Raw genomic sequence first — 22,408 nt, 5'->3', positions numbered from 1 at the left:
TCGGTGGGGCATCGGAGTGTTACAGATGACAACGTGCAAGTTCCACGTCACCAGGCCCTCCCCGGAAATCTCGCTGAAGGCTCGATTTCCGACCCTCCCAACTTTGTTAGGAGGGTGAAGCAAGTTGTTACGCAATCCAACAAGCAGCGAGGCTGCGACTCACTCAGACGCAACCTCGTGCGACTTCATTCGCAATCGCACCAACAAGTCGTTGAGGGCATCACGAGCGGATGGCATCTCAGGTAGCTGCGAACGTTCGTACTCAGCTTCCAACATCGCGGTCAGCCGTTCGTATTCGGACTCGTAGAACGCCAAGTCGGCCGAGACGAGTGTCGCCTTTTCGGGACCTTCCAATTTTTGACGCATCAAGTCGTCTAGGTACGAAAGCTTCGCACCCTCGTTCAATGTTCCCAAATTGGCTTCGACTACGCCGGTTCGCATTAGGTGGATCCCGGTCAGCAGCACTCGGAAAACGTACAGCAGCGGTTTAACCCGTGGCGGCGATTCCTTGTGAAACAATCGCCACTGCGTTGCACCGAAGCCGAGATAGTGATGCGCATGGTGCCGCGTGATGCAATCGGCTGCGATCGTCTTCAATTCTTCGTGCTCGGGCGTCGTCGACACCACCAGCGGCGAAAAGATTTGTTCGAGCACGTAGCCATTGCGGCGCAGCATCAGCCTGAAGAATTTAGCCGCATCATGCGTCACCAAATCAATCTCCAGTCCGTCGTAAATGCCTTCCTTCTCGACAGTCTCTCGCCCCACTTCTAAACCGAGCACGGTGGATAGCGGAAGCAAGTGCACGCCACGAAGATCGAAGTCGGAATCAGGAGACGGAAAACCATACAGATGCGCCCCACTGATCGTGGCAAACACAAGCGGAAACGGATGTATCCGCACATGCTTCATCATCTGTTCCTGTGGGATAGGCATCCTGCCTGTCATCGGATTCCCTTCCCCGGTGCTCTTTTCCGTAATCCTGTTTTCCCGCTCATCTGCCATCTCAATCCTCCGGTAACTGTCTTCGATTCACGTCGACTTCCCTTTACAGCTTTTCTGCCTACCTGCTTACCCGATCACGGCAACTCGATCTGCATTGCCCGTCGACGTGCATCGACAAGAAACGCATTGGCTCGTTCGTAATCAGGCCGGTCAGGCAGCTTCGTCGACTTGAACGCCGATTCGAATTCCGTTTGCAGTTCCTTACGCCATCGATCTGCATCCGCAAACGACATCTCACCTCGTTTGATCCTAAGCAATGCCTCGCGATGCTCGCCCACCTCGACCCGCACGACACCTTCGCGAAGCACGTAGGTCCCCGACATCAGCAATCGCACCAAATGCATGACATGTTTCCATTTCACGCGTCCTTGGTTTCGGATATCGGTTTGCATTTTTTTGAATTGCGACGCGACGTAGCCTGAATAGGTTTGGAAAACCAGTTTGGACAGAAACGCGTCTCGCATCTGAAGCAACTCGCGGCCAAGCGGTGACACCGATTCCACGATGGGCGAATAGAGACACTCCAACACGTTGGGGTTCGCCTTGAGCGCCAAGATGATGAACTTCTGCAACTCCCAATAAACCTCTTGCGTCTCGTCGTTCTCTAACTGCTCGGGCACACCGTAGAGTGACCATTGCAATTCCGCAGGCGGCAGATAGATACCACGTCGATCGGTATCCGAGGCGTGATCGTCGAGTCCGTAAGCCCGCGAACCGATCACGCAGCGATAGATCACGCGGTCGTACAATCCCGCACTCATCAGCGGCGAGGTATCATCGCGAATCGACTGGCTCTTGTACTCCGACAATCGGATCATTTGGTCGTGATGAATCGGAGCTTCGAAACCGTCTGCAAATTTCACTCGGTATGCATGCGTGCGGTCGATGGGACAGCGTACGATCACGCCGACGGCACCGGCCGGGTGCGCCACGCGGTCGTTCACGGTCATCACGTCCTTTTGAGCCACCACCTGAGTGCCGGCCGAATAGATCAACGTTCCAGTTGTTTTACGGTTCACTTCAAAAGTTCTTTGGTGATTTTGGCGGTGATCGTGACTGCGATTGCCGTGGCGACCGAGAAATCGTGGGCGTCAATCGCGGTTTGATCGCTCGCCGCGGCCGTCTGATATCCGACATTCTACGGCATCGGTGTCAGCATCATCACCGACGAATCCTGGACCACCGCGTCGTTGATGGTCTCTATCGCCGGCCTGACGTTGGCGATGGCTACGATTCATGGCAACACGAACCAATCGCCCGCCACCAATCGGGTGACACCGATAAGCAAGACATCGGCAATCGCAGGGACGTTCACTCAAACCGCAATCCAGTTGGACCTTTCTCGCCTATTCGTTGGATCACGCAGGCCAGACCGTTCGGTTATCGATAAGTTTTCGATTAACTTAGGTGTTCAGGCACGTTCGAGCTAAACTACGAAATGCGACCGCTCTTTTGCCGAGGAACGGTCGGCAACGATTACGACTCCTCTGACGACCCTCGTCCCAAGATCGCGTCCATGGTTCTGAAACACCACTTCTCTCTCGCTCTGGTCACCTTTGCCATCGTTGGCATCCTCAGCGGCATGACAGTGGCGGAGTTGGGGGCACAGGAATCGACGCCGCGAATCGAACCGATGCAACTGCGAGCGGACGACGCTCCAATGCGTGCGCTTCGCAAAGCGGTCCCGGGGTCGCACGTAAAAGTGTTTCTGCCCAGTCTGCCGTATCTGTACACCTCGCACGCGATCAACGGGGCGATGATCAAACCGTCTGACAATGCTCAGGGGTGGGAATATGACATGGCCGTTTCTCATCGCCAGATCGACGAAACGACCTATGAATTTCAACTCCGCAAAGGAGTCCGATTTCAAGACGGCAGTCCCTTTGACGCGGACGCGGTCGTCGCAAACATGGATGCCTTTAAAAAGCAACCGACGACCTATAGCAAGATCGATCAAGTGTTTGACTACGTCGAAAAGATCGACGATCACACCGTGCGGTTTCATTTGACCGAAGAGTACGGATGCTTCATGAACGATCTCGTTTGGATGCAGTTTTATACCGCCGAATATTTGCGTGTTTGTGGTGGCTGGAACGGCAAAGCAAGCTGTCCCAATCTATCGCGGCCCGGCCCCTACGGTTTGGGCCCCTACATTTTGAGCGAGGGCTATATCGAAGGCGACCGGCAAACCGACAAGGCGGTCTTGACCGCGAATCCGTACTACTGGAATCCGGAATACCCCAAAGTCGAAACGATCACCGTGTTTACTCAACTCAACTCACTGGACGCTAAAACCAAAACGCTACATCAAGAGGGCGAAGTGGACATCACGGACATCCCACCGGAATACAAAGTCGAGACGATTCTGTCGCCCTATGCCAAAGTCATCACGTCGCCCTCGAATAACAACATTGCCATTCATATCAATATGATCAACGGCAATCCGAAACTTCGCGACACGTCGGTCCGTCGTGCGCTCAACGAAGCACTGAACCAGCGAAACCTGCTGTATTTTGTTTTTGATAACGAAGGGTCACTTTCGCCCACCTTGGCGTCTCCCTATTTTCCGGGCGTGCGTGAGGCCGTGAAAAAGCTGAAACCTTTTTCCGAAGTGAAGAATCCTTATCTGCCGGCCAATCAAACTCGCTTGACATCGGTGCTTAACGGGTTGCAACTGAAAGTACTGACGCAAAATCGCTTTCTTCCCTTGTGGCGTGGGATTGAATCACAGTTAAAGAAAGTCGGCGTGACGCTACAGATCACAACGACATCGAGTGAAGCCGAGATTTTCGGTCCACTGCTGACGACCAACGCACAGAAGAACGAAGTCGATTGGGATTTATTGGTGTGGGGAAATGACGATTGGTTTTTCAACCATCCCTACACCGCATTTCTTGTCTACCGCACCACGAACGTTTGGAGCACGATTTATCCCGATCCGATCATGAACGAGTACATCGACGATATGTTCCGAGTCAGTGTGGACGATCCTAAATTCAGCGAGATTGTAGCCAAGATCATGCAGCGGGCTTATGACGAGGCATACATGTTGTTCGTGCCGACCCCAAACCGAGTGATGGCGATCAACAAAGAAGTCGTGTTTCGTCCCTACAAAATGGCTTGTGCTCCGTTGTGGAAAATTCAAGTCACCGACCAACATTGGTCCGTCCGACGCGGTCCGTACCCCGACAAATTCAAAGGCCCGGTGCGAATCACACGCATGGCAAATGACCAGGAGTCCAAGTAATGCGAAATCGTGGCGTCTGGATCAAATTGTTGCTGCTGGTGACGATCTCGGTGATCGCTTTCTTTGTGATGGGTGTTTACGGAATCCTGACCGCGCGAACCACATTTCACTCGGTCAACGAAGTGCGTGACACCGCACTGAAGTTGCGGCGTGGGGCGGTCGAAATTGCAGAGCCGCTAAATGAACTTAGACAGCTTTCGCTGACTCTCGTGATGGCGCCCGACAATGAACTGCAGCAGAATCTGAATCGGCAACAACAGGCCAAGACCGAACAAATTGACCTCGCGTTTGAAAACTGGAACACATCATCGGGTGATCCTGCGGAAATCACCACGTTTCGTGAATTGCGAGACAAATGGGGGCGGTACAAACGCATCAAAGACGTGACGGCCGACAAGGTGCTCGACGACTATCGCGAAGAAGCGTTTATAAATGCGATCCAAGCCGAGGAGCAGCAGTTTGCCGAAGTCAAACAGGACTTGGATTCGTGGATGCAAGCGATCGAAGACAATGCCGACAACGTGTTTGAAACCACTCAATCCGGTTACAATGGCGCTCGGCAAACTTATATCGTCGTCATCACTGCGTTGACGCTGCTTGTTGCCGCACTCGGCTACTTTACCGCAAACAGCATCATCGGACCGCTCGAAACGATGCGCAATGTGGCATCGCGTATTGCGGCATTGGCCTCGACCGCGTCCATCGACGGGCTGAACGAACGCATCGAGATCAAATCCAATGATGAACTCGGCGCCTTGGCCACTGCGTTCAATCAGATGGTCGAGAACATGCAGTCGACGTTGGAACGATTGTCGTACGAAGAACGGCGAACCTTGGCTGTATTGAATTCGACCGCCGATGGCATTCTGACGATTGATTCGGACGGCAAGGTGCGGTCGATGAACGCCGCAGCAGAACGATTGCTCGAGTGCCGCAGTGACGAAGTGATCGGAACCGCTATCGAACCACTGGTTCCCACGCTTAGCAATGTGCAACGCACCGATTGGCATTCAGGTGCCAACAGCCCCTTGGCGAGCACTCAGGAACACGAGGTCGTAGCACACACGTGCAAAGGACGCGAATATCCGATCGCGCTGCGTGTGCGTGAAATGAATTACATGGATCAAAGACTGTTTATTGCGACGCTTCAAGACATCACGGCACGCAAGCAGACCGAGTCGGAGCGACAAAATTTGTTTCACGCGATTCGCGATGCGGTCCAGCGGTTGGCGGTCGCTAGCGAACAGATTTTGGCGACGACATCCAAGCAGGCTTCGGGGACTCAGGAGCAGGCCGCGAGTGTTTCGGAAACGGTGTCCACCGTCAACGAAATCGCACAAACCGCTCAACAAGCGGCCGAACGATCTCACGAAGTGGCCGAATCGGCTCGCCAAGCCGATGACGTCGGCAATGCCGGTCAGGCGGCGATCAAAGAATCGATTGCTGCAATGTTGCAGGTGCAAAGCCGAGTGGAGTCGCTGGCGGAGAGAATTTTGTCATTGGCGGAACGTGCCCAAGCGATCGGCGAGATCACGGCGACCGTCAAGGACATCGCCGAGCAAACCAATGTTTTAGCGCTCAATGCAGCGGTCGAAGCATCCCGCGCCGGCGAACACGGACGCGGGTTCGCCGTGGTTGCATCGGAGGTCAAATCGTTGGCTCTGCAATCCAAACAGGCAACCAATCAGGTTCGCAAGATTCTGAGTGAGATTCAGGAGGCGACACAAGATGCGGTGCATTCGACCGAAGAGGGGCATAACGCCGTGCGAACCGCCAATCGTGTGGTCGAGAGCGCAGGCGAAACCATCAATAAACTTGTTTCATTGTTGGCGATTTCCGCCGAATCGGCGATGCGGATTTCCGCGTCGGCCAACCAACAAGCCGCGGGGGTCAGCCAATTGAACGAAGGCATTCGTGATATCAATCGTGTTACGCAAAACAATGTCGAGACGATCGGGCAAATTGAGCAGGCCGCACGTAATCTGAACTTGCTAAGCCACGAGTTGGCAAAATTGACCGCAAAATAGATTTTGTCTCCAAATTGCGTTGCATCAAGACGCTTTTCTCGACCTTTGTATTCGTAGCCGCCTCACCGCGACATCGTATTCTGCTTGGACTGCTTCACTTCGCAGCGACATTCGCTCGATGATGCACGTGATCGAAGCAGATCTTGAACAAGCGGACGTTGTCAATCGGGGCCGGTTTGTTGACGACGGGCAACGGTTCAATCCATAGCATCTGCCACAATGCCGGGATGAATGCTGTTACCGATGTCAACTCGTCGCATCCATGGTCTTCGGCACAGCCCTTGCACTTCGGAATGCCGCACTCGACACGGGTGCCGTGGGTGCTGCACCAAACAGCATCACGGTCCCCCCGTTTTGTTGGTAACGTCGTTCCTTGTTGAAAATTCGATCGTCATGACCATTCGTGCCAGACAGTTAACACAACGTGTCCCTTATCCTTCGTCATGGATTCGCATCGAGTCGCGGCAAGCCTGTGACTTGGCGTTCGAAATTGCCGACAATGTCAGCGGGATACGGGTCGATTGGGCGGGACATCTGCCTCGCTTCCGAGTTTATAGCCAAGTCGTTGATAACGCCGTGGTGGTCGAAGTCACCGATCCCCAACGTTGTGCATTTGAGCAAGACGGAATTTGGCGACTGCGATTGACGGCCGAAGAAACAGAGTTGCTGCCACTCGGAGGCATGCGTTTCACATTGGAACATCGCGAACCGCTGGGCGAGTATTCGCAGGGAATCCAAGGTGGATTCAGTTGCTGTGAGGCCAACCGGCAGAAAGTTCAATAGACCGCAATGTCCCTTGCCGATCGACCACAGACAAGAAGAGATTTGGTAGGAACATGGAGGTAGGAAAATAAGGCACTGCACGACCGGTCTATCTAATTTTCCTGTCGCATCAATTTTTCTGTCTGACATCCGCTATTCCCTAAGCAGGTCAATATGGATCATTCCACAGAATGATCTGAGCCGCCCTATCTTCTGCGGTGATTGACGTCAGTGAGGGAAGCGCAATCAAAATTGTTAATTTGTTCCGCTGGTGCGGGAAATGCGGTGTAGGGTTGAAGGGTTACAAATCCTCATTTTCCGATGGATCAGACATGTTTCGACTCATTTTTGTCCTGGCGGTAACGCTATGGGTCCATAGTGGCAGCGAAGTTCAGGCTCAAAACTACCGGACTCATTCCCACAGCCATCGCTGGCAACCGCAGACGACTTCGTCGAGATGGGGGATCAGTGCAACGCAATCTTCATCCCGCTATCGTGGCAACATTAGCAATCCGTATGGCTACCCGTTTTACGGCTACGGATACATTTACGATCCCTATCAAACGGGCAGCTTTCGCGCTCCGGATCTGTTGGACGATCCCTATTTCAACGCCCAGCACAAATTCGACAGCCGTTTTCCAGGCCGGTATTCTCGCCGCCCCCCGCTAGAGTTCCGTCATCCGATCCAGGATCCTCGGTAACGATCGCAGCGGAAAAACAGGTTAAATCGAGTTGCTTTCGCCGGACGGCCGTCCGCGAACCGCTTTTGGTCCCTGTCGTTTTTTCATGCAATGCACTACGATTGTCAGTTGCGCCCCACGCCGCCACCGACAATCCCGAGTGAAACCCAAAGCATGAAACGCATCCGGAACTTTTGTATTATCGCCCATATTGACCACGGTAAATCGACGCTGGCCGATCGATTGATCCAGGCCTGTGGTGGGGTAACACAGCGTGAGTTCCATGACCAAATGCTCGACTCGATGGATATCGAGCGTGAACGTGGGATCACGATCAAAAGCAATACCGTCACGTTGAACTACAAGGCAAAGGACGGCCACGACTATCAATTGAATTTGATTGATACGCCGGGCCACGTCGATTTTTCGCACGAAGTCCGCCGATCGCTGATGGCATGCGAGGGGGCATTGATGGTCGTCGACGCGTCACAAGGCGTCGAAGCTCAAACGGTGGCCAATCTGTATCTCGCCTTGGAATACAACTTGGAATTGTTGCCGGTGATCAACAAGATCGACTTGCCGGCCGCGGATGTGGAACGTGTTCGTGAAGAGATTGATGCCGATCTGGGGCTCGATCCGTTTGCCGCGATTCCCGTTTCGGCAAAAACGGGGGCCGGTATCGAGGATGTCTTGCAGGGCATTGTCGAACATCTGCCGCCGCCCAAGGGCGATCCCGAAGCGCCGCTGAAAGCATTGGTCTTCGACGCTCATTTTGACAAGTACCGCGGCGTGATTTTGCAGTGCCGCGTGATGGAAGGGACGCTGAAACCTCGCGACACCATCCACTTTATGCATGCCGGTCGCGACTACAAAGTTGACGAACTTGGGTACAACCAATTCAAACTTGTTCCCAAAGACCAACTCACCGCCGGCGAGGTCGGTTACATCGTCGCGGGCGTCAAGAGCGTCCAGGACATTGAAATCGGCGACACGATCACGCAGTTGGATCGGCCCGCGACGGAGCCGATTCCCGGTTACCAGCCCGCCAAACAAGTTGTTTTCTCGTCGGTCTATCCGATGAGCACGGATGAATATCCGGATCTAACCAAAGCATTGGAGAAGCTGGCGATCAATGATGCTGCGTTGACGTTCGAGAAAGACAGCTCGGCGGCTCTAGGGTTCGGATTTCGTTGTGGGTTTCTCGGTCTGTTGCATCTCGACGTGATCCAAGAGCGATTGCAACGGGAATTTGATCTCGGGCTTGTCATTTCCGCTCCGTCGGTCAAATACCGTCTGCAGCTCAATGACGGCAGCACGTTGGAAGTCGACAACCCCAGCTATTGGCCCGACCCGACTAACATCCAATCATCGACCGAACCGTACATCAAGGCTTCGATCCTGATCCCCGAAGAGTACGTCGGCCCTGTGATGGAACTGTGCCGTGAACATCGCTCCGAAAGTCAAACGATGAACTACTTATCCGCCGGGCGGTTGGAAGTGGTAAGCGAAATGCCGCTAGGCGAAGTGTTGTTCGATTTCTACGGTAAACTAAAAATGATCACGCGAGGGTACGGATCGTTCGATTATGAACCGATCGAATACCGCCCGACCGATGTGGTGAAGGTCGACATCTTGGTCAACAAGGAACCGATCGATGCACTTTCGTATCTCGTGCACCGCGACAAGGCACGCACACGAGCCCTGCATTACTGCGAACAATTAGCCGAAGCGATCCCGCGGCATCAGTTCAAAATTCCGATCCAAGGTGCGATCGGCGGAACGATCATCGCGCGAGCCACGATCCAGCCTTACCGCAAAGACGTGACTGCAAAACTGTATGGGGGTGACGTTTCGCGTAAGAAGAAACTGCTCGAGAAGCAAAAGAAGGGCAAGGCCAAGATGAAGCAATTCGGCAGCGTGAACATTCCTCAAAAAGCCTTCGTCTCGGTTCTCCGCGCCGACAAAGATTAGCCGATTGGGCGTCGAACCGACTCGATCATGATGGCGAAGCCCCTTGCGCTCTGGCATAATACTCGGCAACCCAAGCCGTTCGTAGCGTCAGCATGCCTTGTAGGGAGTCGCAGAGGATGTCCATTCGCCAGCTTATTTTTTCCGATGGAACGTCAGATAAGTTCTGGAATATCGAATTGGAGGGCCAGTCACACACGGTGACATTCGGTCGCGTCGGAACCAGTGGTCAATCTCAAACCAAAGAATTTGACGATGCCGCAAGTGCTAAAAAATCGTTTGACAAACTGGTTCAACAGAAAGTCAAAAAAGGGTACGCGGACTCCGATGTGACCGCGGCCTCTGCAAACAAGTCGGCGAGTAAGTCGCCAAACCAATCGGCGGCAACGAAAGCGGCCTCGAAATCCGCTGGCGGCAAAGCAACGTCCAAGGCGAAAACGGCTGCCAAAGCCGCCGCGACCGCTCCGGCCGCCAACGTGGTCACCGAGGTCACTCAAGCGATTGACCTCGATCCGACCGATTGGTTTCTGGCCAGTTTCCGTAAACGCAAACCACTCGAGCGTGGCGAACCAAAACCAGCCGACATTGATACTGCGATCAAGCGATTTACGAGCTTAAAAACCAGCCAGTACGGATGGACGATTCCGTATGAAAAGCTGAACCTGCCTCCAATCCTGTCGCCGGAGGAAGCCCATTTCTGGGTATGCTTGATGACGGGCAATCCCAGTCGACTGGAAAACAAAGCAGCGCAAGAGAAATATGTCGCTAAGATTGTGAAGGCAAATAAGTTCACCGGAAAGATTTCGGTGAAAGAAGCGACCGGCCAGGTGAGTCAAGTCGAGCGAGGTATCCCCGAGCCATTCATGCAGGCACTGTTTAGTCTGTTCAGCGCCGAAGAGTGTTTACAGATCTTGCTGAAGGCAATCCACGGGCACAAGAAGAAGCAAAGTTACGATAAATCGGAATTGATGCGTTCGCTGTGCAACAGTTTTCGTAGCCACGTGCTTCCCTATTTGAAGCAAACGGAGATCGACAAACTCAAAACTATTTTACGCAAGAGTTTTGCTCCCGATTACGAACCGGCGGATTCGTATTCGTCCTATCCCGCCGAACATTACCTTGCAGCGATGCTGGGGATGCACGATGAAATCCATCAAGCCATCTCGAGCTGGGAGGACGACCGCTACAGCAAGGGTGACGAGTGGACTGATCATTACCACCGACCTCAAGCGTTGCTGTTCGGGCTCGGAAGTGCGGAACTAGTCGAATCCGAATGGCGTCGGCTACGTCTGCGAATCAACACTCCTGAAATCGCACGAGGCTTCTTGGCCTGTACCGAGTTCTCGGCACTCGATGTTCTCGCCGATCAGATCTGCAATCAATCGAACAAAGACGATTGCACCGCATTGTTAAAAGTCCTCGGACTGGTCCGTGCGCCCGAAAATGCCGAACCGATGTTGCAGTGCCGGCTAAACGCCAAAACACCTGCCTTGGCTCGTGATTGGATGGCCCAGCAAGTGGGCAACGCGGTGTCCGGGCTGATCGATACTGCGACATCCAAAGGCAAACTTGCCGACGCCGCTATCGATTACTTGCGATCGGTCAAACGCAGTGGGTTGCAAAACGTGATTGCGGATGCCGTGAAAAAGGCTGGCAAAAAATCCGATGGGGCGGCCCGTGTCCAACGCGACGTGCTGGATTTTGAAGAGAAAACGTTTGAACCGCTCGATCAAAAGACGACGCCTAAATGGCTGAGCGATGCATTGGCAACGGTCGAAATCGCTCGCCCGCCAAAATTGCCACCGTGGGCCAACGCCGCCCACCTGCCGCCGCTGACCGTGGGCGATCAACGGCTCAGTGACGAGCAGCTGAATATAGTGCTGCGAGTCCTTGCGGTCACGCCGGTCACGGAACGACATCCGTTGTTAACCGCGATCAAACAAAACGTTGACAAAAGCGTTCGCGATACGTTTGCATGGCGATTGTTTGAACTATGGCAAGAAGATGGTTCGGTTTCAAAAAACAAATGGGCGATGGGAGCCATCGGTCACATCGGTGACGACGGTTGCGTGCTGAAGTTGACGCCGATGATCCGCGTCTGGCCCGGCGAAAGTCAGCACGCCCGAGCCGTATTCGGACTGGAGTGTTTGCGAGGTGTCGGCACTAACACGGCGCTGATGCAATTGTCCGGCGTTGCTCAGAAATTGAAGTTCAAAGGATTGAAAACAAAAGCAGCGGCATTTGTCGAGGACATCGCCAAAGAGAAGGGAATGACTCGCGCCGAACTGGAAGACCGCGTGATACCCGATTGCGGACTGGACGAAATGGGTCGACGCGAGTTTTCATTCGGCCCGCGGTCGTTTTCGTTTGCTCTCGGTGGTGATTTAAAACCGATGGTTCGTGACGAGGCGGGCAAACTACGCCCCAACATGCCGAAGCCGGGGGCGAAGGACGATGAAAAAGTCGCCAACGAATCGCTGAGCGAATGGAAGCTGATCAAAAAGCAAATCAAAGAGGTGGCGACGCTGCAAGCCGGGCGACTCGAACAAGCGATGGTGACCGGTCGTCGTTGGTCGGTCGACGATTTCCAGACGTTGTTGGTCAAACATCCTTTGATGACACACTTGGTGCAAAAATTGATTTGGGGCTCGTTTGACGCCAAGGGAAAACGCACGGGACTGTTCCGCGTCACCGAAGAGCGTGACAACGCCGATGCCAAAGACGCCGCGGTGTCGCTCGACAAAGCAGCTCAGATTGGACTGATGCATCCGCTGGATCTGTCCGACGCGGAACGCAGCACGTGGGGTGAAGTGCTTAGCGATTACGAAATCATCACACCCTTTCCGCAACTCGGACGCGAGGTCTTTAGTCTCGAAAAAGGCGAAGAAAAAACGAAGCAATTGGATCGGTTCGCGGGACTCTCCTTGGCAGCCCCAACGATGGTGTTCACCCTAGAAAAACTCGGCTGGATCCGGGGCGTGGCAATGGATGGGGGATGTTTTGACGAGCATTCCAAACAGTTCCCTTCGGCGGATGTCACTGCGGTTGTCCATTACGATGGCGTTGTGGGAATGGGATACATTGATCCCGATGAGATGCTAAAGACCGAGTCGATTCACTTTTGCAAAGGCATGCGTGCTCCGTCGGGGTACGGCTGGGGCAGCGAAAAACCGATGAAGCTAAGCGAGGTTTCACCGATTGTGCTCAGCGAAGTCATGGCGGATCTTCACCTGCTGAAATCGAAAGCAAAATAGCGATGGCTAAGAAAAAAGCGGTCTCACGAAAGGCGTCAAGCGAATCAAACCAAGCGTCTCTGTCGCAGCAGCGTCCCCCGGCGGAAGTGCTGTTTGCGGACGAACTCGCTGAGTTGGCGAACGCCACCGCTGACGAACCCAAGCCACCGGGTTGGCGAATGTCGCCGCGTGCGGTGTTGTCGTTTGTCTTGGGCGATGCACAACAAGGCAAGCCGCCCAAATTTGTCGGCCGACGAGCATTCCTGGAACGATGTATCGTGTCGCTGGCAACCAACCGCGGTCTGATGCTGATTGGAGAACCTGGCACAGCGAAAAGCTACTTGAGTGAACTGTTGACGGCAGCGATCAGCGGCGATTCGACGCTGACGATCCAAGGCAGTGCCGGCACCACCGAAGACAATATCCGCTATTCGTGGAACTATGCGTTGCTGGTTGCCGAAGGGCCGTGTGAGAACTCGCTTGTTCCCGCACCGCTTTACCTGGGGATGACTCACGGCAAATTGGTCCGTTTTGAAGAGATCACGCGTTGTGCTTTGGAAATTCAGGACGTCTTGTTGTCCGTGCTCAGCGATCGAGTGATGGCGATCCCCGAATTGCCCGAGCAAAACCGCAGCCTGTACGCTCAGGCCGGTTTCAATGTGATTGCCACCGCAAACACGCGTGACCGCGGTGTCAACGAAATGAGTGCGGCATTGAAGCGGCGATTCAATTTCGAAACGGTGCATCCGATTGCGGACATTGCCGAAGAAATGCAATTGGTGCTGCGAGAAACCAACCGCAACCTCGACCGTTCTCAAGTCCCGGTCACGATCGATCAAGACTTAACCGAGTTGTTGGTCACGACGTTTCGCGAACTTCGCCAAGGCAAAACGATCGACGGTCAAGGCATCGATCCTCCCTCGACCGTGCTCAGTACCGCCGAAGCGGTCGGAACGGCCTACGCCGCAGGCGTGCATGCGTACTACTACGCCGACGGCAAAATCGAACCGACTCATTTGGTTCGCCATTTGGTGGGCAGCGTACTGAAGGACAATCCCGACGACCTCAAGAAAGTCCGGCACTATTTCGACCACGTGATCAAAAAAAGGAAACAAGGTCGCTGGAAAGAGTTCTATGATGCTCGTGATGAACTGACTTGATCTCTGCGAGAATGTGTCCTCGAAAAATCGCACACGGATTTTCAAAAAGAAGATAGCGTCGGATGCCAAAACGCGATCCAACACCGGATGATCAACCGTTGATCGATCGGCTGTGTGATACCACAGCGGACGTGGTCTATTTCCCCGTTCGGCATCACAGTCCGGCGTGCGCCATGTTGATCGCTCAGCTGATCGAGTCGCTTAAACCAACTGCGGTGTTGATCGAAGGACCCAGCGACTACAACGAGCATCTCGGCGAACTCTTGCTCGAGCATCAATTGCCGATCGCAATCTACAGCTATTTTCGAGCGGGCGTGGCAACCGGCGATGATCAAGCGGAAACCGAACTGATTCATCAGGGCGTCTATTATCCGTTTTGCGAATATTCGCCGGAATGGGTCGCAATTCAACAAGCTCATCGTATCGATGCCGAAGTGCGTTTCATCGACCTGCCGTGGTCCGAAAGTGCGGGGGACGCACGTGCCTCGCATCGTTATGCCGACGCGGAACTTCGTCGTGGACGCTATGTCAACGCGTTGTGCGAGCGGCTGCAAGTCGAAGACTTTGACGATCTGTGGGACCGGTTAATCGAATCACACGCAAAGCTTGAACTCGCCGATTATTTGCGTCGCACTCATTCGTTGTGCTGGAATATCCGCAATTGGGAGCCCAGTGTGAGCGTCAGCGACCGCCGACGCGAAGCGTTCATGGCTGAGCAAATTGCCAAGACGGCGAAGCAAACGACCGGTAAAACACTGGTTGTGACCGGCGGCTTTCACAGCAGTGCGTTGTTGGCTCGCAACGAAAGCTTTGCATGTGCGGGGATCGACGACCCACAGCCCAGTGAAGCGTCGCAGTCGGTGATTGCCGCAATCGTCGATCGTGGTGTCGCACTGACGACATATTCGTACGAAAGGCTCGACAATTTGACCGGCTACAACGCAGGCATGCCGAGTCCGGGGTTTTACCACCATGCTTGGTCGCAACGAAACCAAGACAAAACCTTTGACCACCAACCGCTGTTGACCGAATTGGTCACTGCACTTCGCCACCGAAAACAAACGCTCAGCACGGCAGACCTGATCGCAGTCGAAACGTCGGCTCGGGCGCTGGCGGCACTTCGCGAGCGGAACCATGTGTGGCGACGAGACCTGATCGACGCAGTAACGTCATCGTTGATCAAAGACGAGTTGGAATACGATTGCGAATCGCCCTTCATCGATGCCGTGCATGCGGTGCTACGTGGTGACCAGCGTGGGCGATTGGCAAGCGGGATTCGCACTCCCCCGCTGGTTCGCGAAATCCAACACCAACTCGAAATGCTCGGACTCGAACCGACGCGGCGAAGTGAATCAATCGAACTGGATCTTTTGGATGCCGCGGATGTGCGAAAAAGTAGGCTGCTGCACCAACTGAGCGTGCTGGACATCAAAGGGTTTCGGCGCGACGGTGGAACCGACTTTCTCGCCCGCGACGAACTGGAGCGGCTTTGGGAAAAGTGGAACCGGAGATGGACTCCCGAGTTTGAATCATCCTGTATCGAAGCGTCTCGCTACGGCACCACAATCGCCGAGGCGGTTGCGGCTCGCTTAACCGAACAATCCAACCGCCAGCAGCGGGATGCTGCGAAGGCAGCGGAATTGTTAGTCAAGACATCTCAGTGTGGCGTCGAGTCGCTATCGAAACCGCTGCTCGAATCACTTGAGCGACTGATTGCATCGGAACCTCGCTTTGTCGCAGTCGCTCAATCGCTCGGACACTTGTTATATGTGTTTTGTTTTGACGAAGCCTTTGGGACGACACGCTTGCCTCAGCTGCAGAATCTGGTTCGTCAATCGTTTTCACGATCCCTGTGGCTACTCGAGTCGATCGGAAAGCAAACGCCGGCGGATGGCTCGATTTTGCGAGGCATGCAAGCGATGCTGGAAGCGTATCGACGTGTCGGCGACGTGCTGGAGCTAGCCGAAAACGAATTCGCGAGCGTGTTGACGCGAATCCAAGCGGACGCTCACAAACCGCCCACGGTCCGAGGGGCTGCTGCAGGAATCCTGTGGACGATCGGCCAGGCCAGCCCCGATCGAGTGCTGAAGGATCTGATGTTCTTTGCCAATCCCGACCATCTTGGCGATTTCCTAAACGGCTTGTTCACGCTCGCGCGCGAGGTCGCTCAGCGGCACCCGCCCTTGGTTCGTTCGATCGACCAAGTCTTGTTGCGGTTTGCTGGCGATGAATTTCAAACCGCATTGCCGTCGCTGCGATTGGCGTTCACCTCATTCACGCCGCGTGAAAAGCATCACATGCTGTCCACGCTGTTCGATTCACTTGGACTGAAGAACCCCAAGCCACTGAGCCACTTGCCGGCCGACGAAGCGACGGCGGCGGAATCGCTGGCGATCGAAGACCGTCTTTTCGAGGCGATTGCCAAATACGGACTGGAGCAAATCGATGGCCGACTCTAATTCGAATAATCCGCAATCGCCCGCAACCTCTGAAGCGACACCGCCAAACGAGGACGCAGCGGCCGAAACATTGGCCCAACGTCAGTCGCGTTGGCGATTAGTAATGGGATCGGGCAGCGAACAATTGTGCGGTGCGCTGTCGCATCAAGAACAACTGCAAGAAGAATGCTTGGGGTTTCTCTATGATCGCGAAGGGCGTGGGCAAAACGTACGTGGCAAGGACGGTAATCGCTCCGGCAGCCTCGACGCCAGCTCGTTGACCGTCCCGGAGTGGATCAACCAAATTCACGAACTGTTCCCCAAGTCGACCATCGAGCGTCTGGAAAAGGATGCACTCGAGCGGTATCAGCTCGACGAAATGGTGACTAACCCCGATGTGCTGGCGCGGGCTCAACCGAACCAAACTTTGCTCAAAGCGGTGCTGCGAACCAAGCATTTGATGAACCAAGATGTGTTGAAGGCGGCACAACAACTCGTTCGCAAGGCCGTCGAGCAATTGATGGAAGAAATGGCCGAACAGGTTCGCAGTGCATTTCAAGGATCGGTGGATCGACGCCATCGTTCGTTTTTGAGAATCGCCAAGAACTTTGACGTGCAAACGACGTTACGACGCAATCTGAAACACTACGATCCCATCGAACGACGGGTGTTAGTAGAAACGCCGTACTTCTATTCACGCGTGCGGCGGCAAGTTGATCGTTGGCAAATCATTATCCTGGTGGATGAATCGGGCAGCATGCTTGATAGCGTGATCCACTCGGCCGTCACGGCGGCGGTGTTCTACAGCATGCAAATGATGAAGGTCCACCTTTGCATTTTTGATACGTCGGTCGTCGATTTGACGGGCCAGATCGTCGATCCCGTTGAAACATTAATGAAAGTGCAACTCGGTGGCGGAACCGACATCGGACAAGCGGTCGCGTACGCATCGACGTTGGTGGAAAACCCGCAACGCACGATCGTGGCGTTAATCACCGATTTTTACGAAGGCGGACCCACCGCGCGGCTCTATTCCGCCGCTCGCCAATTGGTCGAAAGCGGCGTGACGTGCTTAGGTTTGGCCGCCTTGGATGGTCAAGCCGATCCGACGTACGACGAACAAGTCGCGGCTCAGATGGTCAAAATCGGCTGGCACGTCGCCGCGATGACTCCCGGTGAACTGGCCAATTGGGTTGCCGAAAAGGTGCGGGCATAAACCATGACTCGAGTCGATCTGCTCTCGTTATCCAGTGACGATTTGGCCTCACTGACCAACCGTGGCACCGTGAAACGTGCCCAACGCGAATTGGACGAAGGTCTGTGGAGTTACGAAATCAACGAATCCGAGGACGATTCCGCAGTTCACGATTTAATCGTGACGTGGTCCGACGGAACCGTGTGCCAATTCGTATCGGGGCAAACGATTCACGAAGCCAACTGTTCGAGCGGCTCGATCGGAATCAGCCGCCATGTGATTCGATCCGTCCTGGCATATCAACGTCATGTCGTGAACGCTGCCCCGTCCGACAAAGGCGAAACCGACGAAGTCGGCCTCGATGGCACCACGGTCCACGACGATCAAAACACCGCCGCAACATCGTCCGCTTGGGATCCGGGTCAAATCAGTGACGACGATCTGGTCCAACATTTTCGCAAGGCGACGATCACGCGGGCGAGGAAAGTGTTTGACGATGGCGTTTTGGTCGAGCTAACGCGTGGCGAGAAACCGACTGCTCGATTCTTGCACGAATCGTGCACCGTTCGTTTCCCTGTGCCGGGTGATGCACGCTATGCACGAGCGGATTGTGCCGCAGCGATGCTGCCTCAGTGGACCGCGATGGCGGTGTGGGCGTTTCGCGAACTGGATCCCAAGCGAAACGCCGGGCTAATTTCGTTAGGCCAAAACGAGTTGCCCCTTCCCAATGATGAACTCGACCGACTCGAAGAACTGATTATCGAATTTTGCAGCGACGGGATGTCCGGCTGCAGTGCCACGTGGCCCCAACGTTTATCGCGGCTGGAAAAACAACTGCGTGGGTGCGGCATGGTATGGCCCGCTGAACTGGTGCTACAGCTGATCCACCAACATGAATGCTACACTCAGCAGGATGCCAGATTCAGTCCCCTGGAAACAGTGCGGTTGATAGGCGAGTTGATCGCGCGGTCGCGGTCGATTCGGTCACAAAATGGATCGGTGCCTCAACCGCTGGTGCGTGGCAACAAATCCGATCGCCGTACCGACATCAAGGCCGGGCGGTTCGTCGGGCTCGGGCTTGGCGTTCGCCCCAGCCGATCGCAAACCAAGATGCTCGCCTATTTCCAGGACGTCGATACTGGAACCGTGGTCGCGGTGCAGCGGGTGTTTGCCGACCTGGATCCGAAATCACAAGCAATGCCCAAATCCTTTGTGGAATTGGCGGCCCATTCACTCAGCCGCGGCGTGTCATTGGGCGGTGCGGCGATGTCGCAAATGATGCTTGGCTCGGGAAAACGGACCGCGACCGACGAATTGATTTTGCCACGAGGCAGCGGGAAATTGACGATCAATCCGCAAACGTTCCAATGGGAACATCTGCAACCTCCGCTGGCGATCGACCATTTTCAACAAGCGCGGGAACGGTTCGAATTATTGCCACCGGATTGGTTGCGACCGCTGCGGTACACCGAGAACCTACACGTATTAAAAGTCACTCGGATCAGCGATTCGGATTTTGACGTCGTCCATCAACAGCTGACCGCGACGATGCACGATGCGAATTCCGAGTCCGCCCGGATCATCTTTCCTTACCACCATCGCGGTGATGCGGGGTTCACGGAATTGAGCAACATGTTGGCCACGCGTGGCAGCGACGCACGTTTTGTCTGCGGTCATGTTCGCTGGGTACACCAGCAACTTGAAATCGAACCGATCTCGATCGTGTTTGAATCGGCCGACCAATCGCGTCAAGCTGTGTCGACTTGGCTAGGGGGTGGCGGGGAAGTCCAGGCCGAAGCGAGTCCCGCAGACAGCGAATTGAATTTGCCGCAGTCGACAATCAAAGAATTTCTCACGACACTCAACATCCATCTCAGCGAAATCCTGTTGACGGGACTTACGCAAGTCGCTGCACAGGATTGGCAAGACCTTTCCGAAGCGGCTCAGCGACTGGGGTTCGTTCGACTGAACCAGCCGATCGATGTTTTAAGTGTCGAGCTATCCAAGCGGATGAACCAAGTTCGCTGGAACCCGTCGGTGGCCGCACGAACCACCGGTCAATTGTGCATGTTCAGTCGACTGTTGGAATAGTCCCCATTCCCGCCGGTCACCTCTCCCGAGCTTCAGCTTGGGAGAGGTCGAACGGGCCCCATCGGCCTCGTTCGGGTGAGGGCCGACTGCGCAACTTGACTTGCAGTTCGCCTCAACTTGCTCGGTCGGCCCTCACCCGAGCAATCGCTGAAGGCTCTGCTCGACCTCTCCCTAACTTCGTTTGGGAGAGGTGACAGGAGAATTGCGCAACCTCTAGCCCAGGCACCAGGCGTTTTGCGAGGCAACGAAACCGGCCCGCTTGCGCCGCACCGCTAACAAAATTGATGGGATCGGTGCTTAGCTTTCGAACGAAGACAAGCGGGAACGGACAAGTTGCTTTGGGGGGATACCGTAGACTCGTTTAAACGCTCGCGAGAATTGGAATGCATCGGAGAAACCGAGCCGCTCGGCGACCTCTTTGATCAGCAAGCGATCCTCGAGCAACATCTCGGCAGCCCGATTCATTTTCTTGCGAAGCAGAAAACGATACGCTCCGACGCCGCCAAAACGGCGAAATAACCGCGACAAGTGAATTGGCGTTATGTCACACTGAGCTGCGACTTGTTCAACGGTATGCAATTCCAGGTAATGCGTTTCGATGTGTTCACGAACGCGCTCGTAGGTAGCGTAGGCTCGCGGCATCGCCGGACTTTCGGCCAGACAACATTGGCGAACTTTGACCAATAGCAAACGCAACAGATGTTCACATACCTCGCCGGCCACATCGCTATCGCCGCGAGCCTCGTGATCCAACATCTCAAACAACTCGACCAATTCGTGCATCCGGGTCACGCGAAGCGGTTTACCATCGAGCAATCCGGCCGCCAACAGCGAGGCCTCTGCTTCATGACCGACAAAATCGACATAGAACTTTCGCATTTGCGAGGGCGGTAGATTCGCAATCCGGTGCGGCGTCTGGGGCCCGTAGGCGAACATGATGCCCGGCGACAAGGCAAAACTGCGGTCGCGAAGTGTTAATTCGCCTCGTCCTTCGGTCACCATTTCGATTCCGAAATAAGCAAAACGATCTCGCTGGACAACATATTCGGTCCGCGTTCGCTCGACGCCCCCACATACCACCGCAATTGCCGCGGAATCCGAGGGATTCAAGTTCAGGTAATAACGCCGAGCCTTGGAAACTTGAACCGAGACAAAATCGGGCTCATTCGTGGATCCCTTTTCGGTTGTCACCGGCGTCTCTTTGTTTGCGGGGGGGAAAAGCCTACACTATCCGCTGTCCAGGTTAAGAATTGACATGCAAAAGTCAAGCTCAGCTATGGGCTGCCAGCGAACGCTTGGCAAAATAACACTGTTTAATCCCACCTTTAAAGAGAGATAGATGCTCGTAATCGAAAAATTCACCTTTGGCGTTGGCGATCGTTTTGCGCATCAAGCGGCTGCTCAATTGCGTGCTTTTGAGCAACTAGCCAAAGACGGCGTGGATGTGGCGCCGGTATGGAACAAGTCCAATCGCGAACACACTTTCGTCGGATCGAAGCCACAAAGCGTTTACGACGCCGCGAAAAACGCGATTGAAACCCGGGGCTGGAAAAAGCCTTGGCACGTCGATGCCGACCATATTCAACTCGCCACGGTCGATCCATTCATCCCCTGCAGCGATTTCTTTACCCTCGACGTTGCCGATTCGATTGGCAAAGCGGCATCCAAAGAGGACATCGCCGCATTTATCGATCGTCACCCCGAACTTGTCGGCACCTTGACCCTCGATGGTTTATCCTCGCCGTTAGAAGTCAGCAAAGAAGACGTTCAACGAGTTGCGGAGCAGTATTTGTTGGCCGTCAAAGAAGCGGGTGAAATCTATCGTCACATCGCCAAGGCGAAAGGCGCCGACAACGTGATCGCCGAGATCTCAATGGACGAAACCGATTCGCCGCAAACGCCACCTGAATTGTTGATCATCTTGGCTGCGATTGCCGACGAGAATGTCCCCGTGCAAACGATCGCACCAAAATTCACTGGCCGTTTCAACAAAGGCGTCGACTACGTCGGCGATCTAAAGCAGTTCGAGCGTGAATTCAACGACGACGTTGCTGTAATCGCTCACGCGGTGAAGACTTACGGTTTGCCGGAAACATTGAAGTTAAGTGTTCATAGCGGCAGCGATAAATTCAGTCTGTATCCGATCATCCGCGAGTGCTTGCAGCGCACCGGTGCGGGTTTGCACATTAAGACCGCGGGCACCACGTGGCTCGAAGAGATCATCGGATTGGCCGAAGCCGGTGGCGATGGTCTGGCGTTAGCAAAAGAGATCTATGCATATGCACTCGAGCATGTCGAAGAGTTCTGTGCTCCTTACGCCAGCGTGATCGACATCGATAACAGCAAACTGCCCGACGCGGAAACCGTCAACGGTTGGTCGGGTCCTCGTTTGGCCAGTGCGATCCGCCACATCCAAGACAACGAGCACTTCAACGCCCACATGCGTCAACTGCTTCACGTCTCGTTCAAGGTCGCGGCAAAACATGGCGATCGTTACACCGATCTGCTGAAGAAGAACGAAGAGATTGTCGGCAACGAAGTGACCAAGAACATTTACGAACGTCATTTGCGTCCGCTGTTCGTCGGCTAAGACGCGAGTCAAGAC

The 22,408-nt window shown here is 54.5% G+C and carries 16 protein-coding genes; 12 read left to right on the top strand and 4 right to left on the bottom strand.

Annotation, left to right across the window (positions count from 1 at the left end; genetic code table 11):
- Window positions 1–159: 159 nt before the first annotated feature.
- Both SH528x_RS08025 and SH528x_RS08020 read right to left on the bottom strand, forming a co-directional pair.
- Entirely contained in the window at window positions 160–945 is a 786-nt protein-coding gene (locus tag SH528x_RS08025; protein ID WP_442510001.1) for a nucleotidyltransferase domain-containing protein, read from the bottom strand.
- Between the two features lie 131 nt (window positions 946–1,076).
- Window positions 1,077–2,021, bottom strand: coding sequence for a nucleotidyltransferase domain-containing protein (locus SH528x_RS08020; protein ID WP_442510000.1), 945 nt, complete (start codon window positions 2,019–2,021; stop codon window positions 1,077–1,079).
- Here SH528x_RS08020 and SH528x_RS08015 point away from each other — a divergent pair.
- From SH528x_RS08015 to SH528x_RS08005, 3 genes are read left to right on the top strand one after another with little or no spacing between them, the layout of a single operon-like run.
- A complete protein-coding gene (locus SH528x_RS08015; RefSeq protein ID WP_442509999.1) occupies window positions 2,006–2,392 on the top strand; it encodes a hypothetical protein in 387 nt (128 codons plus the stop codon). The two genes, SH528x_RS08020 and SH528x_RS08015, sit on opposite strands and share 16 nt — an antisense overlap.
- Before the next feature lie 48 nt (window positions 2,393–2,440).
- Window positions 2,441–4,249 (top strand): ABC transporter substrate-binding protein, encoded by a 1,809-nt coding sequence (locus tag SH528x_RS08010; RefSeq protein ID WP_442509998.1) that lies wholly within the window; start codon window positions 2,441–2,443, stop codon window positions 4,247–4,249.
- The gene (locus tag SH528x_RS08005; RefSeq protein ID WP_442509997.1) at window positions 4,249–6,276 is read left to right on the top strand and encodes a methyl-accepting chemotaxis protein; all 2,028 of its coding nucleotides are present in this window, start codon (window positions 4,249–4,251) and stop codon (window positions 6,274–6,276) included. Before SH528x_RS08010 ends, SH528x_RS08005 begins: the two co-directional genes overlap by 1 nt.
- Window positions 6,277–6,370: 94 nt before the next feature.
- Here the strand turns inward: SH528x_RS08005 and SH528x_RS08000 are convergent, their stop codons facing one another.
- On the bottom strand, window positions 6,371–6,526 hold the full coding sequence (locus SH528x_RS08000) for a hypothetical protein (RefSeq protein WP_442509996.1): 156 nt from the start codon (window positions 6,524–6,526) through the stop codon (window positions 6,371–6,373).
- A 143-nt stretch (window positions 6,527–6,669) separates the two neighbouring features.
- Here SH528x_RS08000 and SH528x_RS07995 point away from each other — a divergent pair, with 143 nt between their 5' ends.
- From SH528x_RS07995 to SH528x_RS07960, 8 genes are all read left to right on the top strand, one after another.
- Window positions 6,670–7,059, top strand: a complete 390-nt coding sequence (locus SH528x_RS07995; RefSeq protein ID WP_442509995.1) for a hypothetical protein — start codon at window positions 6,670–6,672, stop codon at window positions 7,057–7,059.
- 311 nt (window positions 7,060–7,370) lie between these two features.
- Window positions 7,371–7,739, top strand: a complete 369-nt coding sequence (locus SH528x_RS07990) for a hypothetical protein (RefSeq protein WP_442509994.1) — start codon at window positions 7,371–7,373, stop codon at window positions 7,737–7,739.
- Window positions 7,740–7,892: 153 nt separating this feature from the next.
- Window positions 7,893–9,689: a translation elongation factor 4 gene (gene lepA, locus SH528x_RS07985; protein ID WP_442509992.1), complete on the top strand. Its 1,797-nt coding sequence runs from the start codon at window positions 7,893–7,895 to the stop codon at window positions 9,687–9,689.
- Window positions 9,690–9,805: 116 nt separating this feature from the next.
- Window positions 9,806–12,940 carry a WGR and DUF4132 domain-containing protein gene (locus tag SH528x_RS07980; protein ID WP_442509991.1) on the top strand — a complete coding sequence of 1,045 codons (3,135 nt, stop codon included), beginning with the start codon at window positions 9,806–9,808 and terminating at the stop codon, window positions 12,938–12,940.
- 2 nt (window positions 12,941–12,942) lie between these two features.
- Entirely contained in the window at window positions 12,943–14,079 is a 1,137-nt protein-coding gene (locus tag SH528x_RS07975; protein WP_442509990.1) for an ATP-binding protein, read from the top strand.
- A gap of 62 nt (window positions 14,080–14,141) precedes the next feature.
- The gene (locus tag SH528x_RS07970; protein WP_442509989.1) at window positions 14,142–16,538 is read left to right on the top strand and encodes a DUF5682 family protein; all 2,397 of its coding nucleotides are present in this window, start codon (window positions 14,142–14,144) and stop codon (window positions 16,536–16,538) included.
- Entirely contained in the window at window positions 16,525–17,733 is a 1,209-nt protein-coding gene (locus tag SH528x_RS07965; RefSeq protein ID WP_442509988.1) for a VWA domain-containing protein, read from the top strand. Before SH528x_RS07970 ends, SH528x_RS07965 begins: the two co-directional genes overlap by 14 nt.
- Before the next feature lie 3 nt (window positions 17,734–17,736).
- A complete protein-coding gene (locus SH528x_RS07960; RefSeq protein WP_442509987.1) occupies window positions 17,737–19,803 on the top strand; it encodes a hypothetical protein in 2,067 nt (688 codons plus the stop codon).
- Window positions 19,804–20,100: 297 nt separating this feature from the next.
- Here the strand turns inward: SH528x_RS07960 and SH528x_RS07955 are convergent, their stop codons facing one another.
- Complete coding sequence (locus SH528x_RS07955; RefSeq protein WP_442509986.1) at window positions 20,101–20,994, bottom strand: AraC family transcriptional regulator; 894 nt, start codon at window positions 20,992–20,994, stop codon at window positions 20,101–20,103.
- Between the two features lie 148 nt (window positions 20,995–21,142).
- Between SH528x_RS07955 and SH528x_RS07950 the strand changes: the two genes are divergently transcribed.
- Complete coding sequence (locus tag SH528x_RS07950) at window positions 21,143–22,393, top strand: tagaturonate epimerase family protein (protein WP_442509985.1); 1,251 nt, start codon at window positions 21,143–21,145, stop codon at window positions 22,391–22,393.
- Window positions 22,394–22,408: the final 15 nt, after the last annotated feature.

Origin of the sequence: Novipirellula methanifontis, from assembly GCF_052161655.1 — a bacterium.
Classification (GTDB): Bacteria; Planctomycetota; Planctomycetia; order Pirellulales; family Pirellulaceae; genus Novipirellula.
This window is presented reverse-complemented; position numbering and strand designations above follow the sequence as displayed.